Annotated in this window: 26 protein-coding genes, 1 pseudogene and 2 other annotated features; of the genes and pseudogenes, 18 read left to right on the forward strand and 9 right to left on the reverse strand. The window is 47.7% G+C overall.

What is annotated here, in order from left to right; all coding sequences use genetic code 11:
• Positions 1 to 8 precede the first annotated feature (8 nt).
• Positions 9 to 188, forward strand: a complete 180-nt coding sequence (locus tag KB186_RS24935; RefSeq protein ID WP_232774581.1) for a hypothetical protein — start codon at positions 9 to 11, stop codon at positions 186 to 188.
• Positions 189 to 236: 48 nt separating this feature from the next.
• Here KB186_RS24935 and KB186_RS24940 read toward each other — a convergent pair whose 3' ends face one another.
• Positions 237 to 1,118 (reverse strand): LysR family transcriptional regulator, encoded by an 882-nt coding sequence (locus tag KB186_RS24940; RefSeq protein WP_232774583.1) that lies wholly within the window; start codon positions 1,116 to 1,118, stop codon positions 237 to 239.
• Positions 1,119 to 1,267: 149 nt separating this feature from the next.
• Here KB186_RS24940 and KB186_RS24945 point away from each other — a divergent pair, with 149 nt between their 5' ends.
• From KB186_RS24945 to KB186_RS24965, 5 genes are all read left to right on the forward strand, one after another.
• Positions 1,268 to 2,635: an MFS transporter gene (locus KB186_RS24945; RefSeq protein ID WP_232774585.1), complete on the forward strand. Its 1,368-nt coding sequence runs from the start codon at positions 1,268 to 1,270 to the stop codon at positions 2,633 to 2,635.
• Between the two features lie 81 nt (positions 2,636 to 2,716).
• Positions 2,717 to 2,985 (forward strand) — a binding site (T-box leader).
• Positions 2,986 to 3,034: 49 nt separating this feature from the next.
• Positions 3,035 to 3,269 (forward strand) — a binding site (T-box leader).
• Between the two features lie 64 nt (positions 3,270 to 3,333).
• On the forward strand, positions 3,334 to 4,878 hold the full coding sequence (locus KB186_RS24950; RefSeq protein WP_232774587.1) for a 2-isopropylmalate synthase: 1,545 nt from the start codon (positions 3,334 to 3,336) through the stop codon (positions 4,876 to 4,878).
• A 233-nt stretch (positions 4,879 to 5,111) separates the two neighbouring features.
• A complete protein-coding gene (locus KB186_RS24955; protein WP_232774588.1) occupies positions 5,112 to 6,641 on the forward strand; it encodes a YcdB/YcdC domain-containing protein in 1,530 nt (509 codons plus the stop codon).
• A gap of 66 nt (positions 6,642 to 6,707) precedes the next feature.
• Entirely contained in the window at positions 6,708 to 7,265 is a 558-nt protein-coding gene (locus KB186_RS24960; protein ID WP_173611393.1) for an RNA polymerase sigma factor, read from the forward strand.
• On the forward strand, positions 7,234 to 8,793 hold the full coding sequence (locus KB186_RS24965) for a hypothetical protein (protein WP_232774590.1): 1,560 nt from the start codon (positions 7,234 to 7,236) through the stop codon (positions 8,791 to 8,793). The genes KB186_RS24960 and KB186_RS24965 overlap by 32 nt, the downstream gene beginning before the upstream one ends.
• A gap of 58 nt (positions 8,794 to 8,851) precedes the next feature.
• Here the strand turns inward: KB186_RS24965 and KB186_RS24970 are convergent.
• Both KB186_RS24970 and KB186_RS24975 read right to left on the reverse strand, forming a co-directional pair.
• A pseudogene (locus KB186_RS24970) lies at positions 8,852 to 9,145 on the reverse strand (c-type cytochrome); the annotation flags it as partial.
• A gap of 542 nt (positions 9,146 to 9,687) precedes the next feature.
• Positions 9,688 to 10,458 (reverse strand): sulfite exporter TauE/SafE family protein, encoded by a 771-nt coding sequence (locus KB186_RS24975; RefSeq protein WP_047073690.1) that lies wholly within the window; start codon positions 10,456 to 10,458, stop codon positions 9,688 to 9,690.
• 191 nt (positions 10,459 to 10,649) lie between these two features.
• Between KB186_RS24975 and KB186_RS24980 the strand changes: the two genes are divergently transcribed.
• The 4 genes from KB186_RS24980 (at position 10,650) to KB186_RS24995 (ending at position 13,631) form a co-directional block, all read left to right on the forward strand.
• On the forward strand, positions 10,650 to 11,258 hold the full coding sequence (locus KB186_RS24980) for a superoxide dismutase (RefSeq protein ID WP_047073692.1): 609 nt from the start codon (positions 10,650 to 10,652) through the stop codon (positions 11,256 to 11,258).
• A 172-nt stretch (positions 11,259 to 11,430) separates the two neighbouring features.
• A complete protein-coding gene (locus tag KB186_RS24985) occupies positions 11,431 to 12,225 on the forward strand; it encodes a dioxygenase family protein (RefSeq protein ID WP_173611395.1) in 795 nt (264 codons plus the stop codon).
• Positions 12,225 to 13,112: an RNA polymerase sigma factor SigJ gene (gene sigJ, locus KB186_RS24990; RefSeq protein WP_232774591.1), complete on the forward strand. Its 888-nt coding sequence runs from the start codon at positions 12,225 to 12,227 to the stop codon at positions 13,110 to 13,112. Before KB186_RS24985 ends, sigJ begins: the two co-directional genes overlap by 1 nt.
• Positions 13,113 to 13,184: 72 nt before the next feature.
• The gene (locus KB186_RS24995; RefSeq protein WP_221869246.1) at positions 13,185 to 13,631 is read left to right on the forward strand and encodes a carboxymuconolactone decarboxylase family protein; all 447 of its coding nucleotides are present in this window, start codon (positions 13,185 to 13,187) and stop codon (positions 13,629 to 13,631) included.
• Between the two features lie 55 nt (positions 13,632 to 13,686).
• Here KB186_RS24995 and KB186_RS25000 read toward each other — a convergent pair whose 3' ends face one another.
• Positions 13,687 to 14,232 (reverse strand): pyridoxamine 5'-phosphate oxidase family protein, encoded by a 546-nt coding sequence (locus KB186_RS25000; RefSeq protein ID WP_221869245.1) that lies wholly within the window; start codon positions 14,230 to 14,232, stop codon positions 13,687 to 13,689.
• 141 nt (positions 14,233 to 14,373) lie between these two features.
• Positions 14,374 to 15,363 carry a metal-dependent hydrolase gene (locus tag KB186_RS25005; protein ID WP_173611399.1) on the reverse strand — a complete coding sequence of 330 codons (990 nt, stop codon included), beginning with the start codon at positions 15,361 to 15,363 and terminating at the stop codon, positions 14,374 to 14,376.
• 159 nt (positions 15,364 to 15,522) lie between these two features.
• On the opposite strand from KB186_RS25005, the gene KB186_RS25010 reads away from it, so the two are divergent.
• Positions 15,523 to 15,813, forward strand: coding sequence for an MFS transporter (locus tag KB186_RS25010; RefSeq protein WP_173611400.1), 291 nt, complete (start codon positions 15,523 to 15,525; stop codon positions 15,811 to 15,813).
• Between the two features lie 21 nt (positions 15,814 to 15,834).
• Positions 15,835 to 16,941, forward strand: coding sequence for an A/G-specific adenine glycosylase (mutY, locus tag KB186_RS25015; RefSeq protein ID WP_173611401.1), 1,107 nt, complete (start codon positions 15,835 to 15,837; stop codon positions 16,939 to 16,941).
• A 40-nt stretch (positions 16,942 to 16,981) separates the two neighbouring features.
• On the opposite strand, the gene KB186_RS25020 is transcribed toward mutY, so the two are convergent.
• From KB186_RS25020 to KB186_RS25030, 3 genes are all read right to left on the reverse strand, one after another.
• Entirely contained in the window at positions 16,982 to 17,674 is a 693-nt protein-coding gene (locus KB186_RS25020; RefSeq protein ID WP_330873253.1) for a Cof-type HAD-IIB family hydrolase, read from the reverse strand.
• Positions 17,675 to 17,758: 84 nt separating this feature from the next.
• On the reverse strand, positions 17,759 to 17,917 hold the full coding sequence (locus tag KB186_RS25025; protein WP_106654267.1) for a YrzI family protein: 159 nt from the start codon (positions 17,915 to 17,917) through the stop codon (positions 17,759 to 17,761).
• 137 nt (positions 17,918 to 18,054) lie between these two features.
• Positions 18,055 to 18,207 (reverse strand): hypothetical protein, encoded by a 153-nt coding sequence (locus KB186_RS25030; RefSeq protein WP_170831582.1) that lies wholly within the window; start codon positions 18,205 to 18,207, stop codon positions 18,055 to 18,057.
• A gap of 524 nt (positions 18,208 to 18,731) precedes the next feature.
• Between KB186_RS25030 and KB186_RS25035 the strand changes: the two genes are divergently transcribed.
• On the forward strand, positions 18,732 to 20,699 hold the full coding sequence (locus tag KB186_RS25035) for a methyl-accepting chemotaxis protein (protein ID WP_221869244.1): 1,968 nt from the start codon (positions 18,732 to 18,734) through the stop codon (positions 20,697 to 20,699).
• A 49-nt stretch (positions 20,700 to 20,748) separates the two neighbouring features.
• Here the strand turns inward: KB186_RS25035 and KB186_RS25040 are convergent, their stop codons facing one another.
• Positions 20,749 to 20,973 carry a hypothetical protein gene (locus tag KB186_RS25040; RefSeq protein ID WP_173611404.1) on the reverse strand — a complete coding sequence of 75 codons (225 nt, stop codon included), beginning with the start codon at positions 20,971 to 20,973 and terminating at the stop codon, positions 20,749 to 20,751.
• 196 nt (positions 20,974 to 21,169) lie between these two features.
• Here KB186_RS25040 and fabL point away from each other — a divergent pair, with 196 nt between their 5' ends.
• The 5 genes from fabL (at position 21,170) to KB186_RS25065 (ending at position 26,122) form a co-directional block, all read left to right on the forward strand.
• Positions 21,170 to 21,928: an enoyl-[acyl-carrier-protein] reductase FabL gene (gene fabL / locus KB186_RS25045; RefSeq protein ID WP_012684763.1), complete on the forward strand. Its 759-nt coding sequence runs from the start codon at positions 21,170 to 21,172 to the stop codon at positions 21,926 to 21,928.
• 111 nt (positions 21,929 to 22,039) lie between these two features.
• On the forward strand, positions 22,040 to 22,453 hold the full coding sequence (locus KB186_RS25050; protein WP_016742780.1) for a GNAT family N-acetyltransferase: 414 nt from the start codon (positions 22,040 to 22,042) through the stop codon (positions 22,451 to 22,453).
• A 48-nt stretch (positions 22,454 to 22,501) separates the two neighbouring features.
• Positions 22,502 to 23,038 carry a DUF402 domain-containing protein gene (locus KB186_RS25055; protein WP_007729805.1) on the forward strand — a complete coding sequence of 179 codons (537 nt, stop codon included), beginning with the start codon at positions 22,502 to 22,504 and terminating at the stop codon, positions 23,036 to 23,038.
• A 57-nt stretch (positions 23,039 to 23,095) separates the two neighbouring features.
• Positions 23,096 to 24,877, forward strand: coding sequence for an ABC transporter ATP-binding protein (locus KB186_RS25060; RefSeq protein ID WP_232774592.1), 1,782 nt, complete (start codon positions 23,096 to 23,098; stop codon positions 24,875 to 24,877).
• 24 nt (positions 24,878 to 24,901) lie between these two features.
• A complete protein-coding gene (locus tag KB186_RS25065) occupies positions 24,902 to 26,122 on the forward strand; it encodes an MFS transporter (RefSeq protein ID WP_232774593.1) in 1,221 nt (406 codons plus the stop codon).
• Positions 26,123 to 26,130: the final 8 nt, after the last annotated feature.

Raw genomic sequence — 26,130 nt, forward strand, 5'->3', positions numbered from 1 at the left:
GTCGTTTGATGGGGGCGACCCGGCTGCGCTACACGATGATCGGTTTTATTGTCGGTGTGTTTATCGTGTATTTGAAAGACCTGCCGCTTGCTGAAGGAACTCGGTTTGCGGCCCCTTTTTACGGAGCGGGGATTGGACTGCTCATTGACGGCATTATTTTACGTTTGAAAAAAAGAAAACAAGAATAGGGGAGGAGCCTGGCGAATGATGCCAGGCTTTTTTCTATTTGAAAGGGCTTATTTTTCAAGAGACTCTGCAAAATACTGGACGATAAAATCACAGAACTTGCGTGCTGCAAGGGAGAGATATCTTTTTTCGTGCCGAATCATTTGAAAATGTCGCTGGCAGATCGGGTGTTTGATCGGAAGCATGACAAGGTGTGGGTCTTGCTCTCGACTGATACAGCCGTAGAGGGCGATGCCAAGGCCTGCGCGGACGAGCTTTTGGATAGAGCCGGGATCATCTACCCGACAGGCGAATTTAGGGGTAATCCCTGCTTTTTGAAAGAACTGATCGTACAGCATTTGGATGGGAAAGTCCTCCTTGTAGCCGATAAAGGACTCCTCAGCCAAATCGCTTAGGCGAACACTGGTATGCTTGGCTAAGTGATGTGTGCGCGGGACAGCTACGTGAATATCTTCTTTCAATACGGGTGTAGTCAAAATATCCGGCAGCTTGATCGGCAAATGGGTGAAGCAAATATCCACTTCGCCTGACTCCAAAAGGAGTGCCATTTCTTCAATGGTGGCTTGCGTGATTTGGAAATGCACATCGGGATGGAGGGCGAGAAATTTGCCCAACGGTTCTGATAACAAATCCAAGGTCGACGTTGCCAGATGTATACGACCATGCTCCATTCCGGCCAGATCCGATACGACTTTTTGACCTTCCTCCAACAAGTTCAATGCTTTATCTACACGTTCCAAATACGCCTTTCCAAATGTATTCAGCCGAATACGTCCTCGCTCGCGGTCAAATAACGGAACCCCGACATCCTCTTCCAACCGAGCAATGGTCTTGCTGAGAGCAGGCTGAGCAATCCGCAGCTCTTGGGCGGCTTTCGTCATATGCTGCCACTTGGCCACTGTTCGGAAATAGTGCAATTGCAACAATTCCATTCGATTCAACTCCATATACTTAGGTATATCAACTGCATGTCAAAAGATATATTTTCGTTTATTTTAAAATCATTATAAACTACAACAAGTAAGGCAAACAATCACCTTCCCGGGAAGAAATCGGTGATAACGAGAGGTGTCTTTCCAATATGCAAACCGAATCACAACAACAATCTGCTGAAAAAGTTCTTCGCGTACTCGTGTTTACGCTCATGATGACAGTGATGAGTGCTACGATGTTCAATATCGTGTTACCGCAAATCAGGACAGAATTTCATTTATCTTTTAGCAAGGTTAGCTGGGTGACGTCTGCCTTTTTGTTAATCTATGCGGTTGGAACCGTGATGTACGGCAAGCTAGCCGATTCCTACAAGCTCAAACATTTGCTTACATTCGGACTGATTCTGTTTGCCATCGGCTCCCTTGTCGGATTTTTCGCCCATAATTATGGCATGGTGCTTTTGGGGAGAATTGTGCAGGCAGCAGGAGCTGCAGTTGTTCCGGCGACCTCTTCGATTATTCCGGTGCGTTATTTTCCCCCAGAGAGTAGGGGGCGAGCTTTAGGGATCTCTATGACCGGGATGGCAATCGGTAGCGCATTAGGTCCCGTTCTTTCGTCTTTGCTGGTCAGTCTGCTCGATTGGAGATGGCTGTTCTGTATGCCGTTGTTCACGCTCTTTGCCGTGCCTTTTTTCCGCAAGTATTTGGAGGAGGAGGAGCGGGAAGCTGTCAAAATGGACTGGATTGGCGGAGGGCTTCTCGCCATAACGATTGCATTGATTCTACTGGCTATTACGAATCAGAGCTTGCTGCTCGCACTCGGGTGCATCCTCTCATTCCTTCTGTTCTTGGTAAGGATTCGGACGACCGCAGAACCCTTTATTCGCCCTGACTTATTCCGGAGTAAACGCTACTCGCTCGGGCTGGTCATTGCCTTTTTGATGATAGGGAGTGGCTATTCGTTCGCTTTTCTTAGTCCGCAGTTGTTGGCCGATGTGAATCATCTGGCACCGGGGCTCATTGGCTTTGTCATGGTACCTGGGGCGATTGTGACCGCGTTCTTGGGGAAAAAGGCCGGGATTCTTGCAGATAAGAAAGGGAATTCGTATTTATTTTACACAGCGTCTGCGCTACTTTTGAGCAGCTTTGTCCTCTTCTCTTCCTTTGCGGGAGTGTCCCCGTTCTTCATTGCTGTTTTCCTGATTTTTGGCAATGTCGGACTATCGTTTATGATGATTTCGATGTCAAACGCAATCTCGCAGTCGCTACCAAAGGAACAGATCGGCGTCGGTATGGGACTGATGGCAATGCTGAACTTTATTGCAGGTGCACTTGCAGCTACTTTGTACGGCAAGTCGATTGATGGAGGAGCTGCTGTGAGCTGGAATCTGCTCAATAGCTATCCAGGAGCGTCGGTTTATAGCAATATTTACTCCGCTTTAGTGCTCGTGATACTGGGGCTCGCTTGCCTTTATTACAGACAGTTCGGCCGCAGCTCGGTGAGAGGGCTCAATTAATTGGATTAGTAAAATTATTTTTATTGCTAGCTTCCATTGACAACCAGATGTAAACCGAATAAAATTTCAAACAATAATAACAATAACGCGAAGAACGGGAACAGTAAGTGGTCTGATCTGTTTAGAGAGCTGCGGGACGGTGCAACGCAGTCAGAGAAACCATTGAAGCTCGCCCGGGAGCGGCAGGACTGAACAAGATGTAGCGCTGCATCGAGCAGTAAGTTCTGACGGTTAACCTCCGTGATCGGGTTGTGCTGGTCGATCAGGATCAGTACATGAGGTGGACTTCTGGCGAGCAGCTGGGGTCAACGAGAGTGGTACCGCGATAGACAAGGTCTGTCGTCTCTTCGATAGAGACGGCAGGCCTTTTTGATTTTCTGATTTTCACAACGACATAGAACAAACGCGAAGAACGGGAGCTAGTAAAGCGAATTTCTTGTCCAGAGAGCTGCGGGTAGGTGCGACGCAGTCAGGAAATGCTCGAATCTCACCCGGGAGCGGCTAGGTTGAAAACGTTCAGTAGACCTTGACGGATCGTCCCACGTCATCGGGACAGCGAGGTGGATTCTCTTTTGACAAAAGAGGGGATCAACGAGAGTGGTACCGCGGCAGCCAAAAGCCTGTCGTCTCTTGTATATGGAGACGCTAGGCTTTTTTTATTACGGTTAAAACGACTAAAAATTGAGGAGGCATTACCCATGACAAAACGAATCCATATTTTTGATACGACACTGCGTGACGGAGAGCAAGCGCCAGGAGCGTCTCTTTCGCCTGAGCAAAAAATCGTGATTGCAAAGCATTTGGCAGACCTCGGCGTGGATGTCATTGAACCGGGCTTCCCGATCTCCAGCCCCGGTGACTTCATGGCGGTACAACGTATTTCACAAGAGGTGCACGGCGTAGAAATCTGTGGCTTTGCTCGTGCGGTGAAGGAGGACATCGATGCTGCTGTCCGGGCTACACAGGCGGCAGAGCGACGCAGACTCCACATGTTCCTGTCATCCTCTAGTATTCATCTGGACTTCCAACTCCGCAAGTCGAGAGAGCAGGTGATAAAGATCGCCCGCGAAATGATTGCGTACGGCAAACAGTTTGTAGACCGGATCGAATTTTCCCCGATGGATGCGACTCGCACAGGCGATGAATTCCTGTTTGAGATGATCGAGGCAGCGATTGAAGAAGGCGCAACCATTATCAACATCCCCGATACGGTAGGGTACGCACTTCCAGAAGAGTATGGGGCTATGTTTACTCGTGTTATGAAAAACGTCCGTGGCAGCGACAAGGTAGAGTTCAGTGCACACTGCCACAATGACTTGGGACTCGCAGTTGCAAACAGTTTGGCAGCGATTCGAGCGGGGGTCACTCAAGTCGAGGTAACGGTCAACGGGGTCGGTGAGCGGGCAGGGAACTGCTCTTTGGAAGAGCTGGTGATGGCAATTGAGACGCGCAAAGAAGCGCTGGATGCCGAAACTGGCATCAGACCGGAGCACATTTACACCACTTCACAAAAGGTGAGCCGTGCCATGAGCTTCCCGATTGCTTTCAACAAACCAATTGTCGGTCGCAATGCCTTTCAGCACGAAGCGGGAATTCATCAGGACGGTCTCTTAAAAGAGCGCAGCACGTACGAAATCATGGACCCGGAGAGCTTGGGCGTTCCTCGCAACATGATCATTCTCGGAAAGCACTCCGGCCGTCATGCCATCAAGCACCGCGTAAACGAATTCGGGATACAGTTGACTGACGAACAGATGGAGGCCCTGTACGTCCAATTTAAAGAGCTGGCTGACAAGCAAAAAGTTGTCCAGGATCATCAATTGCTTGAACTGGTGGGACATACCGTGAACGCTGTACTGGAGCCATTCACACTGGTAAACGCTCAGGTGCTCACCGGCACATCCGGACATCGCATGGCTTCCTGCACGATTACGAACAATGTAACGGGAGAAGAACAAGCATACTCTGGCACCGGAGAAGGACCTGTTGAGGCATTGGTGGCAGGCATCAAGCAGGCACTGCCGTTCGACGTGGAGTTTACGGACATGGAGCTGTATTCATTGTCGTCGGGAGAGCATGCGACAGGTGAAGCGATCGTGACGGTCAGTGCCAACGGAAGTCATTTTAAAGGAGTTTCCGAGCATCGAGATGTACTGATGGCGGTCGCGCAGGCGTTTATGGCGGCGAGCAATCAGGCGGTACGTGATCATCAAGCAAAAACTGTAGCAGTCGGGGCTAGCTAAAAGCCAAACCATAAAAAGTCAGCCTGAAAACCTTGCTGTTTTACACCATAGCAAGGTTTTTTTGTATGTTTGTAACCATAGTTTGACCGGGGAAACCGATTGTTTGACGGATAGTCGCTGTTTAGATGATTGTCTTTTTGTGGAGGAAACTGGAAATCAAATGTAACCTTTTGTAAGCTCGTGCGAATAATGCAAATGAGAAGCAGGAAACAAATCTGAGGAGGAAAGAACAGATGAAAAAATGGAATCGGGCAGTTATGTCTGTCATGGCGGCAACTCTTCTGACAGCCACGCCAGCATGGGCGGCTCAAGCTGGGAAGACTTCAGCCAGCCATACGGGAGTGGTGGTGGATGCGACAGCGCAGGCCATGGCCCAAAAAACAATCGACAAGCTGTCAGAGCTACTGCCATATATGAAAGAGCTCACTGTTCAGAAAATGGACATAGGAGAAACAAGCGATGTTGTAATGGTAGAACGAAAAAAGGGAGACGGCAAAAAAAAACCCGTGATGGATATTTATCTGGACAAGAAGACAGGGGACATCAACAGCTTTGGTTATGAGACAGATGAACCGGATGACAAGGAGCTTCCGTTGGACGTCCAGAAGGAAAAAGCGGATGCATTTTTGAAAGCTTTACTGGGAGACGCTGCGAAGATGTACCAATATAATCCGCAAAAGTCAGAGCAATTGGGCGGTCCCGCATATCGGTTAGTCATAAACGGGGTTCCGCATCATGATGAAAAAATGTCTTTGGGTCTGAATGGGAATGGGGAGGTCGTCTCTCTGATCAGCAACGTTGGGCAGATCTCCAAGCAGATTGATCCTGCTTCCCTTCCGAAACCAGAAGAAGCGATGTCTTTAGAAGAGGCAGAAAAAGCAGTCGTAGGACTGATGACACCCGTTTATCGTTCGAATAAAGACCGCAGTGGCTTGATGTTGACCTATCAAGTCTCCTGGTCCGGATTCTTGGATGCCAAGTCGGGTAAATCAGTCGAGACCGAACATGCGAGATTTTACCGAGAACCCAATCTTTCAGCTCCTGCTATTCCAGTTTCGCCGCAGGGCCAAAAGTTGACTGCAAAGGATAAGGATGAAGCTGCGAGCCATTTGAAAAATCTTCTTGGCTTTGACTCAACCGGAACTACTTTTACTGAAAAGGTCCCCGAAAATAAGCCAAATGGGGATGTGAAGGAGTTTCAATGGAAAAAAGGGGATCAAGTCGCCAGCGTACGGGTAAAAACAACGAATGGTCAAGTCGTTGCTCTGTATTTGGAAGACGATTCTAAAGAGCCTAGCAAGAAGGTATCCATCGAAGAAGCTCAAAAGACAGCCCTGCAAGTGCTACAAACTTATTTGCATACCGATACAAAAGCCGTGGCAATGGACAAGGATTTTCGACTGAAGCAATCCGATCATTACATCTTCAATTATTTCAACACGATAAATGGCATCCCGGTTGAGGATCAATCCTATAGGGTTGAGATTAATAGTGAGACAGGCAAACTCATGGGCCTGTTTGGAGAATTCGATCCCAGCGCAGTCACTTATCCCGATCTGGCCAAGGCAGTCTCACCAGAGAAAGCTGCCAAAGAGTATCTGAAGCATCATCCATTGGAACTGATGTACTATGCTCCAGTCATAGACCGTGAAAGTTCGGAGTCCACGATACTGGTTTACAAGCCACAAGAGAATGACTATATGTTAGAGTACGTAGACGCCCTGACTGGGGAGTCTATCCAAAACCCAAGAAAGAAGAAATAAGGGAGTGCCGTGCTTGCTTTCAATAATGGAGCAAGCACACTTGTTTTGTGTAAAGGAGGGAAGCAGATGTATGGGAGCTATGAAGAGCGGATTCAGGATCTTGTCGAAACCTATTATCAGGACATCTATTATTTCCTCTATCACTTTATCGGGAACAGAAACGACGCGGAAGATATTACCCAAGAAGTATTCACACGGGTGTTGCAGGCATTGCCTCGGTATGACGGAAGAGTGCAGATAAAAACATGGATATTTTCCATTGCCAAGCATGCTGCCATTGATCTTTATCGACGCAAAAAATTCCAGAGAATATTCGCGGATATTTGGTTTAAAGAGCTTCCAGCCAAGGATGGCTTGCCAGAAGAGATTTATATGGAAAAGGAGCGAGACCGCCAGCTTAGAGATGCGATTCTCTCGCTTCCTCCCAAGTATCGCATGGTTGTGATTTTACGTTCTATTGAGGGGCACAGCGTGAAAGAGACAGCAGAGCTCCTGGGTATCTCTGAGTCCAAAGCCAAGGTAGACTATCATCGGGCCATCAAACTCGTTCAGCAAAAAATGGAGGAAAGGGGACGGAAGGAGGGGGGAGCACATGTATTGGAAAGACGTAGATATCCTACATGAGAGAATGAAAGAATTGAATCAATATGCTCCAAAACCGCAAATGGAAGCAAAGGAACGGCTAAGAGTGGCTTTAGCGGCAAAAGCAAGGAAAATGGATCAGCAGTCAATCGCCAGCAATCGAATGATCAAAAGTGTTCAGGCTGTTGCCTTTTTTCTGTTGGTTGCCTGGGGAGCTTCACTCGCTCTTCCTTCAACTGACGTAGAAGAAGCAAGGCACTCGTCACCAGAACAGTTGTCTCCTCCGAGTTTTGAACCGATGACTGTTACAAAAATAGCTCCTGAAAATACCAAGGAAAGTGTACCGGTACCTCCTGCGGTTGGGGTGAAAAAAGAACAGATAGCGGGGCCAGAAAAACGAGTCACTACAAAAGAGTCGAGAATAGGAGAGAAATCTTCTAAGGAGAGCTCTGCTAAGACAACAACGGCTCCCTACAGCAAAACGACCTCGACTACCCTGCATGACCAAGCAGCTGCCTATCTCAAACAAATGGTTGGACAGGATAGTCGCTCCTACCAGTTTGTAGATTCCTTGTCGGATACAAAGCAAAAGCAATTTGTCTTTGCGCGTACCGTAAACGGGATTCCGTTCATCAATGATCACTACATCGTGATGCTAGATGAAGCCAACAACGGAAAATCTGTACTTGCTAGCCAGATTCAGATAAGAGAAAGAAATGAACAAACCTTTCCTGATCCATCCCGTACGATTTCTAAAGTAGAGGCGGAGTCCATTCTAGCCGACGTCATGTCGCTTTTCTATTCAGACACGCAGAACATCAGCTACAATCCTGACCTGATGGGTTTTGTAGATGCCAAAGATGGTCAATTGATTGGAGTCGAGAGGGAATATAACCAATTGCGTGGCAAGAATTACAAGGTGAGTGGCGTTGGAACGAGAATGATTGCTATGAATAAAGAAGAGGCCATGAGAATATTGGAAACGAATTTTGATTTCACGGTAGAAGGAGAAAGCTTGTGGAAAGTGGAGGGCGACAAGGGTACGACTACCTATCATTGGAAGGTGGGTAAGAACAGTTCTGTTTCTCTTCAGGCGAACGATTTGACAGGTGAGGTCACTGGATTCGAGTATGTGAATCCGCCAACATCTCCTTCTGCTGAAGCGAAGGATGCTACTGTTGTGACCGATACAGCCGTTTCATTCCTTCAAAAATATCTGGATTCCGAAACTACGGGGCTACAAGTGATCAAAGTTGAACTCCATTCACCTACATACCACATCTATTTCAAAGCTCTGTCTGGAAAAAAGCGTCAGGAGAATCATGTACAAGGGTACACAGTTGACATCGACTCCAAAACCGGAAAGGTGATCGGCTTTCAGAAGGATTTATCCAGCAACACTTCAAGTGCGCAGACTGACGAGCAAGAGATGCACCCAGAAAAAGCAGCGAGAGCCTACTTGAAAAACCATCCTGTAGAGCTGGCTTATATATGGGTGAAAGGCCAAGAGACCCCTTCGTTAGTCTATGTGCCTTTGGAACCAAAGGCAATGGCGAGCTATCTTGATTAAACAAACGGTGCAGGATAAGAATGCGTCATTATCTCCAGTGCGGGACGAATCACACATGCTAGCCGAAAAAGGTCCCCTTTGTGCAGGTGACCTTTTTCGCTATGCGCGTATCATTTTTCATGAGCCAGGGTCGATTTGTAGCGATGTAAGTAAGATGAGCGACCATTGCCCGCATTTCATCACTGTTGTATGGCAATGGTTTACCATTCATGCATCGTTGAAAAAAGCCGTTGATCCGATCCTCAATTGTCAGTACCTTGTCAGAGCGGGCGATGTACTGCGGATAGACGGTGGTAACTCCTGTCAATGACGAGGTCGAATCCAGCCCGGCATTGCCATGGCAGCTTGAGTAGGAGAGTTTGTTATCACTTGCTTATGGCTGTAGTGGGGAGAAGAATATTTCCAGTCTAGGCTCCAGGCTCCGTCCTGCTAGGGGTTAAGACTGCCCGCTCCGAAGGGATTCGCGGGGAAACGCAAAAGTGGTAGCCGCTTCGTAACGCGAGCACGTTGCGTTTCTGTTGCCCGCGAATCCCTTCTCCGCTCGGTAGGACTCCACAAGTCGCTACGTCTGGAAATATTCTTCTCTGGCGTAACTGAAGGCATTTTTCATCATTTTTAAAGCTTTAAACTATCGGAAAACAAGGAAAGCTCGTAGAGGAAACAGGAGAAATAAGCGAAGATCTTAGGGACACCGACCGAGACTCCATGCAAAAAGCGAAACACGGTCTTAAGCGTCCACCTCTGAAAAACTTCCTGAATGGACTACTTTGGACGCGGTTTCGCTTTTTGCATGGAGTCGGGCAGTCAATCCCCCAGGGGGTGGCCCTAGAAGCTGAGCGTTTTCTCCTGTTTCCTCCCCACCACTACAGCAGCGTACAAGTAGGGCTTTTTAATTCAAGCAGTAAAAATCAACTCATACACCATCTTCACGATCAAAGTAATGGATACGACCAAAAATAACGGACGAACATAACGTACCCCCGTTTTGATAGCCATTTTGGCTCCAAGGTTCGCACCCAACAGCATCGCGATCCCCATGATGAGACCAGTCATGAAGACGACCTTGCCCTCCATTGTGAAGACAAAAAGCGCTGAAATGTTACTGGCCAGATTCAAAATTCGGCCATTGCCGGCTGCAATCACAAAATCATAGCCAAACAAAAGCACCATCAGAAAAACAAAGAATGAACCGGTTCCAGGCCCGAAAAATCCATCGTAAAATCCGATTAAAAAGGTAAAAGGAATCCCGATGCCGAGCGTGAATTTGGTCAGTCCTTTGTAGTTGGAATCTTGACCGAAACGCTTGTTGAAAAGGGTGTAAACAAAAATAAGTGCCATCATAATAACGACAAGGATCTTCAAAAACTCCTGAGGAACGAACAGAACTGTTTTCGCCCCGAAATAAGCACCGATCAGCGAGACAGGAAATAAGATCAGCATGAGCTTCTTGTCAAATTTACCGCTCTTGATAAAGGTGTAGGAGCTGGTGGCAGATGAAATGGTGCCAGCCAATTTGTTCGTGCCAAGAGCAAGGTACGGGGGCATTCCTAGACCGAGCAGGGCGGGGAGGGAGATGAGCCCGCCTCCACCAACAGTACTGTCGATGAATGCTGCAACGAATCCAAAGACGGCGAGAAGTACGATCGTTGATAAGTCCATTTCCACTAGATATCACCTGATTCTATTCGTTTGTAATAATCCAAGTCTAGCACGCTCCTTTTCGTTTGCAAGATAGAAATCTTTGAAATAATAAATAGATTAATATACTTTGCATACCGATTTGTTGAAAAACTTTTTACCTTGCAGTATAATGAACTCGTAAGCTTGACCTACATAATTTGAGGAGGAATGTTACAATGGCACATCAACTTCCTGCATTGCCTTATGCACACAACGCTTTGGAACCACATATCGACGCGCAAACCATGGAAATCCACCACGGACGCCACCATGCTACTTATGTTAACAACCTGAATGCAGCTCTGGAAGCACACGCAGACCTGCAAGGTAAAACTGTAGAAGAGCTCATCAGCAATCTGGATGCTCTGCCTGAGTCCATCCGCACTGCTGTTCGCAACAACGGTGGAGGCCATGCTAACCACACACTGTTCTGGGAAATCATGAGCCCGAATGGTGGCGGCGCACCAACTGGTGAACTGGCTGACGCAATCAACGCGGCTTTCGGAAGCTTTGACAACTTCAAAGCAGAATTTGCAAAAGCAGCTACTACTCGTTTCGGTTCCGGATGGGCTTGGTTGACTGCAGAAGGCGGAAAAGTAGCAATCAGCTCTACTCCTAACCAAGACAGCCCAATCATGGAAGGTAAAACACCTATCCTTGGTCTGGACGTTTGGGAGCATGCTTACTACCTGAACTACCAAAACAAACGCCCTGACTACATCGGCGCGTTCTGGAATGTTGTAAACTGGGATGAAGTTAGCAAGCGTTTCGCAGCAGCGAAGTAATTGTAACTTTACCAGCCAAAAGGCTTGTCGTTCTTTAGGAGCGGCAAGCTTTTTTTGTTCAGAGCAAAGAAACGGCATCGATTCTGGATACACTTGTAACCGAGATGATTATGCGATATAATACTTACAAAAAGTAACTAAGTTTAAAAAGTATAGAGGAGAGTGTACGCATATGATGCCGTCTTTTTTCATTGCACATGGTGCCCCGTTACTTGCCATAGAAAACAACGCCTATACAGAAGCACTGAACCAATTGCCTAGCCTGCTTCCACGCAAGCCGCGTGCTATCGTCATATTTTCCGCTCACTGGGAAGCACATGATCAAATGGTGGGAACGATGGACACCTTCCCGACTATTCACGATTTTGGCGGTTTCCCGCAAGCGTTATACGAAATCGAGTACCCGGCAAAAGGAGAGCGTGAAGTAGCGGATGAGACCATCCGACTTCTTCAGGAAGCTGGTATTCCTGTCGCTCTGAACACGACGAGAGGCTTGGACCATGGACACTGGGTTGTTTTGCGCCATATTTATCCGGATGCAGACATTCCTGTTGTTGCTTTATCAGTTAATCCGAACCTGACTGTAAAGGAGCAATACCAGATCGGCAAAGCACTCAGTCCCCTACGCGAAAAAGACGTTCTGATCCTCGGCAGTGGCGGAACTGTCCATAATTTTTCCTATATGAACCTGAGAGAGTCCGATGGTGCTACCTTTGAGTGGGCGGAGCAATTCGAAGACTGGCTGCAAACAACCTTGACTGACTGGAATGTCGAGGATCTCGCCAACTATCGCGAGCTTGCTCCACATGCCGAAAAAGCTGTTCCCGCGTATGGAACCGAGCATTTTGTTCCGCTTGTGTACGTCATGGGAGCTGCTGACGATGAACGTACAGCGAAGCGCCTGCATATGAGCATCCGCTATGGAAGTCTCAGTCACACCCTTTGGCAGTTTGGTGATTCGAAATAATGACCGTGCACATGGAGGATGTTTATCGGGAGTATAAATCATTACTGTTTTCCCTTGCTTACCGGATGACGGGCTCGGTAACGGAAGCGGAGGACATTGTTCAGGATACATTTCTTGCATTGGCAGGTACCGACATCCAAGACATTCACCATGTGAAAAGCTATCTGTGCAAAGCTGTGACCAATCGCTGTCTGGACTTATTAAAATCTGCCCGTTGGAAGCGGGAGCAATATGTAGGGGAATGGCTGCCAGAGCCGATGCTGGACGCTTCGGAAACCAATGATCCCTTGCATACGGTGATTGCCGAAGAAGCAGTCTCATATGGCTTGCTTGTTCTCTTGGAGAATTTACCGTCGACACTACGGGCCGTTTTTGTGCTCCGAACAGCACTCGGCTACGAATACAGTGAAATTGCCACGATGCTCGAAATGACCGAAGTAAATTGCCGGAAGAAGTTTAGCCTCGCAAGAAAAAAGCTGGCTGAAGCAGGATATCAGGCGATCATCCCTCAGTCGAATCGGATTTCGAGCCTGGTAGAGCAGCTAATGCAGGCCATCTCCAAGTCAGATGCGAAGGCATTGATCGGCCTTTTGACAAAAGATGCTGTGTTTGTCAGCGATGGTGGCGGGAAAGTCCGTGCGGCTATTCATCCCGTCTTCTCAGACGAGCGGATTACGGCCTTCTGGATGGGGGTATGGCCAAGGTGGGCTTCTCATGCTACCATGCAAATTCGCTCGATCAATGGCCAGGATGGAATCGCTGTCTACTCCGAAGGTCAGCTGAAAGCGATCATGCAGATCACAATAAATGAAGAAGATCGCATTGAACGTTTGTACATGATAGTCAATCCAGATAAGCTTGCCCATTTGCAAAAAGAAAATGGATGATTCGTCACAAGAACGATACTTCACTCGTCTTTGAGGTTGAAAGCAAATTCGAGTGGAGAGGAAAGATGAATCATGCAAGCTAGAATCAATCATCGTACAGTGAATCCCGAAGCGTATCAAACCATGCTCAAGCTGGAAAAATTCGTGAATGAAAGCGGCTTGGACAAAAAACTGATTGAGATGATCAAAATTCGTGCTTCCCAAATCAATGGCTGCGCCTTTTGCATGGATATGCATACGCAAGATGCGCGCAAGCTCGGTGAGACAGAGCAACGAATTTATTTGCTCAGTGTATGGAGAGAATCAGCGGTTTACACAGAGGCAGAGCGGGCCGTCCTTGCTTTGACAGAAGCTGTCACGGTCATTACAGCTAACGGTGTTTCAGAAGAGCTCTACCAGCAGGTTCGCGAGCATTTTGACGAGAACCAGTACGTTGCCTTGATTATGGCGATCAATACGATCAACAGCTGGAACCGAATCGCGATTTCGACAGGAATGAGTGCTCCATATAATAAGTAAAGATCAGTCAAGCAAAAGACACGCCTCTTATAAAAGGAGCGTGTCTTTTTTCGGGCTATACATCCATTCCGATTTTTCTGCCCGGATAGAACTGTTTCTCTTCGGAAAGGGGATTACCTTTGGCAGTTAGCGCGGTAGGCGTAATCCGGAAGATGGCGGTTGTACTGCCCATCGAAGAACGATACTTGATGACATGCTGCAAAGGCAACGGTTCTGAATAATAGCCGGGTACGTACTTGTCGATCATGGATTGCATCGCATCGCGCATCTCTTCAGGTTCGGAAACACGCTCAATGGTCCCAGCGATAAACACACTCATGTAAGCCGTATCGATATGGGCAGGCACAGGCGAGGCGATTGTGCCGTACTCCTCGCAAACACTGAAACATACGCGGTTGTTGCCATTGATCATTTCGATCTTTCTGCCAGAATCCGCGCCGTGAAAATAAATACAGCCATTCCACCAAGCAAAATTCAAAGGCAGGATGTACGGCTCGATTTCATTGGACAAGCCGAGATGGCCGACCTTTGCCACTTGCAAAAACTGGTCAATTTGCTCCTGATCAGTGATGGTACGCTTGGAATAACGAATTGGTATCATGTCGAGTCCCCCAGTCTGTCGTTGTTATTTTGATCGTAATGGGTATTTGACTAGGAGAACAGGTGCAATTTTGGTGAAAATGAGCGGGTCAGATGACAAAAAATAACCGCCCTCTACTGACAGGGGCGGCAGTCTCGTCGATTACGAGCGTTTTGAATCCAATTTTTTGGTAAGCTGTTCTTCTCCGCGGTGGATCCAACCGACGAAGGAATCACGGATGGTCAGGTCAAAGTTGAGGTAGACCACGGCGACGAACATGTAGTGACTTTTCCCTTGAAAACGCGAGCGGTAGCGTAGATCAATCCATTTGACCTCGTAGCCAAAGGAGCGCTCCTTTGTTTCTACGTGCACATGATGGGTAAAAGCAAGAAAGGACTGGACTTTGTAACTTTTCTTGGCTGCCGCAATCCGCTCATTTTCCGGTTTGATGGAGAAGGTGTCCAAGATGACGACGTCTCCCGAAATGACTTCACCTACATACCAATGCTGGTCTGTCTTGGCGACGAAGGTCCAATACGTCCAGGAAAGAGTAGGAATGATGGTGAAAGTACCAGCTTTGCCGATTCGCTGACGAACCAGCTCGGTCGTTCGTCTTTGCACCTGACAACGCCAGTAGTAGTACCCGGCAATGATCACGTATATCCATAAAAAGACGTGTCCAGGATGCGCACCTGCTGCCCATAGCATAAAGCCGACGAGATGAGCAGCGAAAATGAACGGATCGAAAATGAAAATGGCGTTGAGCGCCACCCATTTGTCGCGAAACGGGTACAGGCCCTTTGTGCCATAGGAATTGAACAAATCAACGAATACGTGTAAACAGACGGCCAGGAATATCCAGCCGAGCAAATGCAGCCAATGGTGCTGTGGCATTATGGCCTGGATGAGAACGAAAATGGCTCCAGTCCAGAGAAATAAAGCGGGAACCGAGTGAGAAACGCCTCGGTGGTTGCGAATGTAGGCAGCGGTACCACGAAGGCGGACTAAGCCATCCAAATCAGGTGCCTGCGAGCCAATGACCGTTCCAATCATGACGGCCATTGCAAGTGACGGAGTAGAAGCTACGACAGGATCAAGATAGGCGAGCCCGGCCAATCCAAAGCCCATGGCAAAATGTGTGGCTGTATCCATGGAATCGTTGTCTTCCTCCCTTCCTTCCACTTTTATTGTTTATTATAGCGTTTGCCTAAGGTTAATTCCCGCCCGTTCTGAAAATATTTGTGTGCTTGTTCGCACGGGGTGGGAAGGGTATGATGAAAGCGTTGAATCGGTAAAGGAGGAACATGTCGCATGCTAACGGTTTTCATTGAATATAAGCTGGATACTGAAAAACGAAGTCACGCTCTGAGATTGCTCACCAAGATGGCTGAGCGAATGGAAGCGATGGGTGCACGTCAGTATCGCTCAATGGAGGGCTTGGATCAGCCCGGTCTGTTTGTCGAAACGTTTGAGGTCGAGACTGTTCACGTATACGAAGAAATCAAGGCAAACCGATTGGCAGACCAAGACTTTTGCGACTGTATTTCCGGCGGAGCTGCGAAACTGCATGTGTGGGCGTTTCGTCCCGCGGAACTGGGTTGAAAAGGAGTAGAAGAAAAGGAAATGGCAAGAAAAAAAGAAAGCTTGAAATATACACTTCCTGAACAATTTCATGTGTTTGGCTTTGCACAGGATTTGCTGGCCTGGTACGACTCACAAAAGCGGGATTTGCCTTGGCGGATCAACAAAGACCCCTATCGCATCTGGGTATCGGAGATCATGCTTCAGCAAACACGCGTAGAGACCGTTAAACCTTATTATGCGAATTTCATGGAGAAATTTCCGACGGTGAGTGATTTAGCGAAAGCGCCCGAGGATGATGTCTTAAAAGCGTGGGAAGGACTCGGTTATTACTCCCGCGCGCGCAATCTTCAAGCCGCAGCCCGCGAGGTAACGGTTCGCTATGGAGGAGTTGTGCCGGATACACCAGAAGAGATCGCTACACTAAAAGGTGTCGGGCCGTATACAGCAGGTGCCATTCTTAGCATTGCCTATGAAAAGGCGGAGCCGGCTGTGGATGGAAATGTTATGCGTGTTTTTTCACGCCTGCTGTATTTAACCGATGACATTGCCAAGCCTGCCACAAGAATCAAAATCGAGCATCTCGTACGCCAGGTCATTCCAGAGGGAAGAGCGGGAGATTTTAATCAGGCTTTAATGGAGCTGGGAGCGATGGTTTGTGTGCCGCGCACTCCGCAATGCTTGACCTGTCCGGTGTTTGACTACTGTATGGCGCGTCAGGAGGGAGTGGCAGAAGAGCTGCCGGTCAAAGGCAAAGCCAAACCTCCACGTCCTGTTGATCTGCAAGTAGGCATTATCGTTCGCGACGGCAAAGTCTTGATGAACAAGCGTCCCGATCAGGGGCTTCTCGCTGGCATGTGGGAATTCCCTACTGTTGAAACTGAACAGGAAAGTGATGCTGCCAAGCAGGAGGCACTTGCAGTTGGTTTGCGTGAACGATTCGGAATCGATGTAGAAGTCATGCAGCCGCTGGGTACGGTTCAGCACATCTTCTCCCATTTGCAGTGGAACATGCAAGTATGGTCCTGTGACTGGATCGAAGGGGAAGAGCTCTCCGCTCATGCAAGATACGTAGCTTGGGAGGAATTAGATGCTTACACCATCCCGATGGCGCATCAAAAAATTCGCGAACTATTGGGACAAAAATAACAAGTAGGCAAAGCTGTCGGGCATTTCTCGGCAGCTTTTTTTATTTTATCAGTCCGATATAACGCAAGCCGTGAGATATCCCGCCATCATCGACGTGTCGCGTTACGTAATTGGCATACGGCAATAAAGCTTTATGCGCATTGCCCATCGCGATCCCCATCCCGACATAAGAGAGCATTTCTTTGTCATTCAGACCGTCTCCAAAAGCAACTGCCTTGCTTGGCGCAAGCCCGATATGCGAGAGGAGCGCTTCAATACCAAGCGCTTTGGAACCGCCTTTCGCAAAAACATCTATACAATACTCATGCCAGCGTATAAACGAGAGAGCGGGAATCTCTTCTCTGTACCGCTGTTCATGCGCATCTGGCGTAAACAACAGCGCCTGATAAATATTTTCAGAATAGGCGAAGTCCGCATTGTGATCGGGGGAATCAAGCTTCAATTGCTGAAAGGTCCAATCCAAATAAGGATGCTGCTGATGGGTAGAAAAGCCCGCCGTACTGCCTTGAAACACGATGGGATGGTCGTGCTGGGCCGCGATCTGTTGCAATTGATCGAGTGTTTTTGGCGGGATGGGGCGATCATAAATGGTTTTTCCTTGATAGACGACATATGCGCCATTGCAACTGACATACGAGTCGATGCCGCACTGCTGGGCAAGCTTGTCAAAATAATAATGAGCTCTGCCTGTTGCTAAGACGACCTCGATCTTGTTTCTTTGCAGCTCTTGAATGGCCTAAAGCTTCGAGAGAGGGGGAGAGGAGTGGAAAATAAAAAGATCATGCCCCCGCAGACATGATCTTGGTAAAACCGTTTTTTATCGAATCAAAAACTCTGGAAATTGTGTCACGATCTGATGCTTTTGTTCTTCCATGCGTTTCAGCGCTTGCTGTTGCATGTATTTTGCTTCAATTTGCTTCGGTGTCAATTTTCGTTTCTCAATAATGATCGTGAAGAAAATCATTGGAATGTACATGAGTGTATCCCTCCCATCCCGTTAGTTTGGTGCAGTCAGCTACCATCTATCGCTTTGACTCCTGTAAACCTCATCATCTGACGCCGTTGTTTGTTTTTCATACCAAAATCCCTCCCGTAGTCAAGTAGTGGTGTCCATTAAATGCGGCTTACAAATTGTGCAGCTTCAAAAGCATGTTCTTCGGCGCGTTCTTCGAGATAGCGACAGCGAGCAGATTCCGTGAAAAGTTTCTCTGCTTGTTCCTTGTTGCGTTCAATCTTGACCGTGAAAAGCAAAAAGTTCAGTACCATTACCAATCACCCCCTTTCAAGGTGGAAAATGTTAATTGTCGAGAAAGAAAAAGACCACGGGCGAAAGCCTGCGGTCTTCTGGCAACAAAAACGGACATGCCGCTTTGAAGCACATAGAAAGACCACAAGCAACAACGCCTGTGGTCGGTAATAGACGAAATGGAAACGTTGAAGAGTACGAATACTACTGGAATTCGTCGACCCAGGAGGCGCTGCTATATTTAGTTGGAACATCCACAAGACGATCAAAAAGAGCTGAATTTAGATTCATTGCTATCATCATCATGGTGCTGCCTCCTTTCTTTCCGTAGTAGTGTGTGGAACGTACTCTTAGAATATGGCATTTTTTTCTTGTTGTAAAGCGATTTTTTACCTATTTATAGAAGAAAGTATATTCTGAATATAATAAAAAATAATAAATAATAAACAAATGTGTAGTCCGGTGAGCAAAGGAAGGTTTACAATGAGACATATAACGGGTAACAATATAGGACAATCAACACGCAGAAAGGTGATGCTAGCGAATGAAAACACCCGGACTCACTGTAAGATCCAAGCTAATCGCTACATTTTCCACAATATTAGTAATCCCCATGCTTTTGCTCGGGTTGCTTTCATATCAGAGTGCCAAGGCAGAGTTGTCAGATGAATTGCTTACGACTGCCTCTGAAAATGTTCGATTGATAGATGCGCTTTTGAATCACACATTGCTGGAGCAATCGAGAAATGTAGAATGGATTGCCTCTGATATTGTACGCCAAGACATCTTAGAAGAGAACAAAATGAAAACGAAAAAACAATTGCAACGTTTTCTCGCGATGAACCCAGAAGTGAGTGAAGCGTATATCGGAGACGAAAATGGTGGCATGTTGACCGCGAGTGATTCGAAGCTTCCAGAGGGATTCGACCCGCGAAAAAGGGATTGGTACATAGCAGCTATGAAGCAACCCGGCAAGAGCATCATTGTGGACCCATACGTTGATGCCATAACGGGGAAAGTCGTGTTGGGAATGGCGATGTCCTTGCCAGATAAATCCGGTGTTCTGGGAATTGATATTCAACTGACAGCGCTGGACGCGACGGTCAAGCAAGCGAAAATCGGTACCCAAGGTTTTATGGCGATTTTGGATAAAAACCGAAAAATGCTAGTCAATCCAAATGGAGAGTCTGGCGTGGAGGTTACAGAGTCTTGGGCGGATACTGTATATGCAAAAGAGTCAGGTCGCTTACAATTTCAGCATGAAGGAAACCCCGTCCAAGCCGTGTTTACTACGAATGAAAATACGGGCTGGAAGCTGGTAGGCGTGATGTATGAAAGTGAAGCAGTAGAAGCAGCAAATCCGATTTTTTACACGATGCTCGTGATTATAATTGCTGCGCTGGTGGTAGCTGGCGGAGTCATTTACCTGATTTTGCGCTCCTTACTCCGTCCTCTGCGCATGTTGACAGAAGCGGCGGAAAAAATGAGCCAAGGCGATGTGACACAACAAGTAGATATTCGAAATGACGATGAGCTGGGTACGTTGGGCAAAGCCTTCAATCATATGGCGGAATCACTTCGGTCCTTGCTTCATTCTGTGAATGATTCTGTTCAGCAGCTAGCTTCTTCGGCGGAGCAGCTCGCAGCAAGTGCGGATCAGACGAGCAAAGCGACAGAACAGATTGCAGAAACCATGCAAGAAATGGCGGAGGGAACCGAGCAGCAAGTCTCTCATTCGCAGGAGGGTAATGCAGCAGTCGAACAAATGTCGGCAAGAATCGGTCAGATCGCAGAGTATACACAAAATGTATTCACTGCAGCCAAGGAATCGTCACACTTGGCAGTGACCGGAAACAAATCCATTCAATCGGCTGTGCTTCAAATGAACGCATCCAGCGAATCGATTCACAGTCTGGCAGAAGTCGTGGATAATCTGGGGACGCGTTCCCAAGAAATCGGAAACATCGTGGATGTGATCACTGCCATCGCAAACCAAACCAATCTGCTCGCACTAAATGCGGCAATCGAAGCGGCTCGAGCTGGGGAGTCTGGACGAGGCTTTGCTGTAGTGGCTGATGAGGTACGCAAGCTGGCAGAGCAATCTGCAAGCTCGGCACAACAAATTAGCCAGCTGATCACCGCGATTCAAGCGGAGACAAACCATGCAGTGATTGTTATGGATCAGAGCAAGCGTGAAGTAACGGAAGGTATTGAAAAGGTGAACGAAGCTGGCCAATCCTTCGAACAAATTCAGTCAGCCGTCAATGAAGTGGCAGAGAAAATCGGTCAGGTATCTGAAGCGACACGTGATTTCTCCACGAGGACACAGCAAGTGGTTGAGATTATTGGTCATATTTCCGAAGTGACACTGCAAGCGTCAGATGGAACGCGGAGTGTATCTGCAGCTGCGGAAGAGCAGCTAGCCTCTATGGAAGAAATCGCTTCCTCAGCCGTTTCTCTCGAACATCTCGCGGAGGAATTGCAAAACCAGATCGGCCAATTTCGTATCTAAAAATAAGCCCGGCGCCGTGTTTGCATTCACGAGCAGCCGGGTTTTTTACTTAATCGTAAATAGGTGACGAGGAATGATCCCATCCCCCGCTGTCTCCATTCACTGGCCCACGGGATTCAAGCTCATGGATGACTTTGACGTGAAGAGAGGCTCCTTCTGCACTGAGGTAAGCTGCCAATTGTGAAAAATTGTGATGGTAATAAAGCAGCTCATTCATTTCCCAATCAGCTAGTGGCATCATGGTTAATTCGGACAATTCCCGACCTATGTACACCCTGCCATTCCTCCTTATGTGGTAGTGGTTTGCCTGATACCGCGAGCTTAGTATGGCTATAGTTGAGAGGATCAAGTCATGCCGAGATTTTTTCCGTAGGTAGAAAAAGCGCAGGTGGAGTTGTATAATGAATAAGTGATTTTTACATATTAGTACCTGCTATTAATAGTTGGTCAGGTTGGGAGGTAATCTTTTTATGAATACAACGAAAAAAGTTGCACTGGTTACTGGCGGGACGCGAGGAATCGGGAAAGCGATTGCTCTTCAATTGGCAGAACAGGGCTATGACCTGGTGCTGAACTATTTGCGTAACCGCACTGCGGCAAGAGAAGCGGCAGCAGAGCTGGAAGCAAAGGGCGCTCGTGTCCATCTGATCAAAGCCAATGTAGGGGATGTAGCAAAAATCAAAGAATTGTTCGCAGAAATTGACCAGGAATTCGGTCGCCTGGATGTCTTTGTAAACAATGCGGCATCGGGTGTATTGCGTCCGCTGATGGAATTGGAAGAAAGCCATTGGGACTGGACCATGGAAATTAACAGCAAGGCGCTGTTGTTCTGTGCCCAAGAAGCGGCAAAACTAATGATCAAGGGCGGCAACGGCGGAAAAATCGTGAGCTTGTCCAGCCTTGGGTCCATTCGCGTTCTCGACAACTATACAGCGGTTGGCGTATCGAAGGCAGCTGTAGAAGCGATTACTCGTTATTTGGCAGTCGAGCTCGCACCGCATAATATTGTAGTAAACGCTGTATCTGGCGGAGCGGTGGATACGGATGCACTCAAACATTTCCCGAATCGTGAAGAATTGCTCGGCAGCTCAGCAGAGCGTACGCCAGCAGGACGCATTGTAGAGCCGGAAGATTTGGCTAATGCTGTGATGTTCTTGCTCTCCGACAAAGCGTGGATGGTTCGCGGACAAACATTGATTGTAGACGGCGGTATTTCTCTTTTGACATAATGATTTATTGTAGATGGAGTAGGGAGTTGGAGACTTTGTGGTGTGGCGACACAAGACAAAGTTGTCCATGTGTTGTACAATAGAGGAAGAAGGTTACGAAGGAGGCAACACATGCTGATTCGTCCGTTTCGACTCGGTGACTATTCGGCTATCACACGTATTTGGCAGGAGACGGGGTTGGACCAATCGGACAAAGAGTCATTGAACGATTTGGCCCAGCATTTGGCTTGGGACAGCGATCTGGTAATGGTTGCAGAAATTGAAGGCAGAGTGGTAGGGGTCGTGGTTGGCACGATCGACGGAGCACGTGCCTATTTCTACCGATTGGCTGTACTTCCAGAGATGCAAGGCTCAGGTATTGGTCGCGAACTCGTTGAAGCAATTGAAAAGCGTTTCAAGCAACGAGGTGTCAATAACGTCTTGATCATGGTCAATCAATCAAATCCGGAAGTCCTTCCGTTTTACCTTTCACTTGGCTATGAAGTACAAAAATATGTTACACTTTCCAAAAAGCTCTCTTCTTAAAGGAGGCTTGTCCCCATTCAAATAGAGAAGAGAAGAAAGGGGAGAGTCATGTCACCAACTCCGGGCTCCAATATCCGCATAGAAAGTTATAAACATGACCATTCGTTGCACCGCATATGGGACAAATCTACGTTGATTCATACCAGTGATGCGGTGGTGATTGGGGGAAATGATCGGGTCAAGGTGACAGAAGCAGACGGGCGGGAATGGCGTACGCGTGAACCGGCCATTTGTACATTTGGTAGAGGCCAGTGGTTCAATACCATTGCCATGATTCGTGATGACGGTATTTATTATTATTGCAACATTGGTTCGCCCTTCAGCATGAAGGGACAATTGCTAAGCTACATAGACTATGATCTCGACGTAAAAGTGTTTCCCGATATGACGTACTCAATTCTCGACGAAGAGGAGTTTCTTTTGCATAGCAAACAGATGAACTATCCTCCATTTGTTGTGGAAAGAGTGCAGACAGCATTGCGAGAGGTGCTGGATTGGGTAAGCGCACGACGCGGCCCTTTTCAAAACGGTTTCGTCCAACGTTGGTACGAGCGTTATCTTTTAGTGCGAGATGATGAGGAATAATCCCTTTCCCGTATGACCGGGGGAGGGATTTCCTTGTTTGCAAAGGAGGTATGACGGTTGAGCATACGCCGCTATTTGGCTTATGTCCTGCCCTATTGGAAACAAATATTGGGCACTATATGTATTGGGATTATTAAGTTTGCGATCCCACTTGCTCTGCCGCTTCTTATCAAATACGTCATTGATGACCTGCTGCCGAGCCCGCTTCCTCAAGAGGAAAAGCTGAAACAGTTATTTTGGCTGATGCTCGGGGCCTTTTTGTTATTTACCGTTGTTCGCACCCCTGTTGAGTACATCCGGCAATACTATGCACAGTGGGTATCCAGTCGTATCTTGTTTGACATCCGCAATCAATTGTTTTCTCATTTACAACGACTGTCGATGCGTTACTACAACAATACAAAAACGGGTGAGGTCATCTCTCGGGTCATTAACGACGTGGAATCCACCAAAAGCTTCGTGGAAACGGGCTTGATGAATCTCTGGTTAGACCTGATTACGATTACGCTGACGATGGGGATCATGCTCTATATGGACGTGGAGCTGACGATTGTCGCCATTATTGTTTTCCCTTTGTACAGTATCTCTGTCAAGTTTTTCTACAAGCGCTTGCGTCAATTGACGAAGGATCGTTCTGCTGCACTGGCGCGTTTACAAGGGTATTTGTACGAACGCGTGAACGGCATGTCGCTCATCCGCAGCTTTGCATTAGAAAAGCAGGAGAGCAAGGAATTTGCCAAGGAGAACAATCAGTTTTTGGATAAAGCGCTGGCACATACGCGGTGGAACGCCCGAACCTTCGCTGTGGTCAATACGGTGACAGATATCGCACCGCTCCTGGTTATTGCCTATGCTGGCTACCAAGTCATCGGCGGGAGTATGAGCGTAGGGACACTCGTGGCATTTTATGCTTATTTGGAGCGTTTGTACACGCCGCTGCGACGTCTGGTCAATTCCAGTACAGTACTGACTCAGGCAATTGCCTCGATGGACCGGATGTTCGAGTTTATCGATGAATCGTACGATATCGTCGACAAGCCAAATGCAAGGGAGTTGCCAGTAGACCCTGCAACGAAACGCATTCGTGGAGAAATCCGCTTTGAGAATGTGTCCTTCCGCTATCGGGAGGAAGGCCCTCTCGTCTTGAACAATGTAAATCTGAGCATCTCTTCTGGTGAAACAGTTGCGATTGTCGGGATGTCAGGCGGCGGAAAATCTTCTCTGATCAGCTTGCTGCCGCGTTTTTGGGACGTGACCGAAGGGAAAATTACGATTGATGGCATCGATATCCGCGATGTGAAGCAGCAAAATTTGCGACATCACATCGGGATGGTGCAGCAAGATAATATTTTGTTTAGTGAATCAGCAAAAGTGAATATTTTAATGGGCAATCCGGATGCAGATGACAGTGCTGTGCAAGAAGCTGCGAAGGCGGCCAATGCCCATGACTTTATTAGCGAATTACCGAATGGCTACCATACGGAGCTGGGAGAGCGTGGCGTGAAGCTCTCTGGCGGGCAAAAGCAGCGAATCGCGATTGCGCGAGTTTTTCTGCGTGACCCGGGTATTCTGATCCTGGATGAGGCGACGTCTGCACTCGACTTGGAATCAGAGCACACGATTCAGGAATCTTTGTCCAGATTGGCAAAAGGAAGAACCACGCTCATCGTGGCCCATCGACTTTCGACGATTACCCATGCGGACAAAATCATTGTCATGAAAGAGGGACAAATCGTTGAGGAAGGCACCCACGAGCAATTGCTGGAGAGAAAGGGAGTATACTATGGCCTGTGGAGTGTGCAAGATTTAGGAAGTACATCCGACCTGCAACAGGGATAAGCAGATGGGATTGGAGGAAATCCGATGGAGATATGGCGCCGTAATTTATATGTGCTCTGTGGATCGTTGTTTTTCGTCATGGTGGCGATGAGCATGATCATGCCTTTTTTACCGCTTTACATTCAGCAGGATTTCGGAATTGAAGACCCTCACCAAGTCACGGCTTGGGCGGGGATTATTTTTGGAGCCAACTTTTTGACGGCGGGCCTCGTCTCGCCTATCTGGGGAAATTTGGCCGATAAGCACGGGCGCAAGATCATGATTTTGCGCTCGGGATTTTTCATGTCTATTACCATGGCAATGACCGGTTTTGCGGGAAGCCTGTGGCAGCTTCTGGCTCTTCGTCTGCTCAATGGACTCGTAAGGGGAATCATCCCAGCCAGTACCGCATTGGTAGCATCCTCTGTCCCAAAAGAACGAATTGGCTATGCAACGGGATTGCTTCAGTCTTTTATTACGGCCGGAACGATTATGGGACCGCTGTTTGGCGGGGTTCTCGCGGAGAAGATCGGCTTTCGGATGATTTTTGTGATTACCGGTTGCGTATTATTATTGGCCACCTTGGTCATTACGTTTACGGTGAAAGAGAACTTTGTTCCACCTGAAAAAAAGGAACGGTCGAGTCTACGGGAAGATTTTCAGATGATCTTTTCTTCCAAAGAACTCCCGGCGCTCTTTTTTGTAACCGTAATGATCCAGTTTGCGTTGTTTAGCATTATCCCTGTGTTGCCGATCTACATTTCGCAGTTGCTCGGTTCGGAAGGGGCAAAGGTAGCGCTGTGGGCCGGAATTGTCCAGGCTTGCATGGGGGTAGCAAACGTCTTTGCCTCCCCACAGCTGGGGCGTTTAGGAGATCGGTTCGGTTCGCAAAAGGTGCTCTTGTTCTCGCTTTTGGCTGCCGCAATCATCTTCATTCCGCAAGGTCTCGTACATACGGTATGGCAATTGGTCGCGCTCCGGTTTTTGTTAGGCTTGTCGCTGGGAGGACTGCTTCCATCCGTCAATGCTTTGCTGCGAAGAGCAACACCTGTACATATGGTCAGTCGTGTTTATGGCTATAACAACAGCTTCGTCAGTATCGGCAGCATGCTTGGACCGATGATTGGCGGTTTTTTGGCAGGCTATGTGAGCATTAGCGGAGTCTTTTACATGACGAGTGCTTTCTTGTTTATTAACGCAGGCTGGGTGTACTACAGCTTTTTCCGAAACAAATCTGTACAGCATCCTGATTCTGGAATAGAATAAAAGGTAAT

The sequence above is a fragment of the Brevibacillus sp. AF8 genome, from assembly GCF_021270385.1.
Classification (GTDB): Bacteria; Bacillota; Bacilli; order Brevibacillales; family Brevibacillaceae; genus Brevibacillus.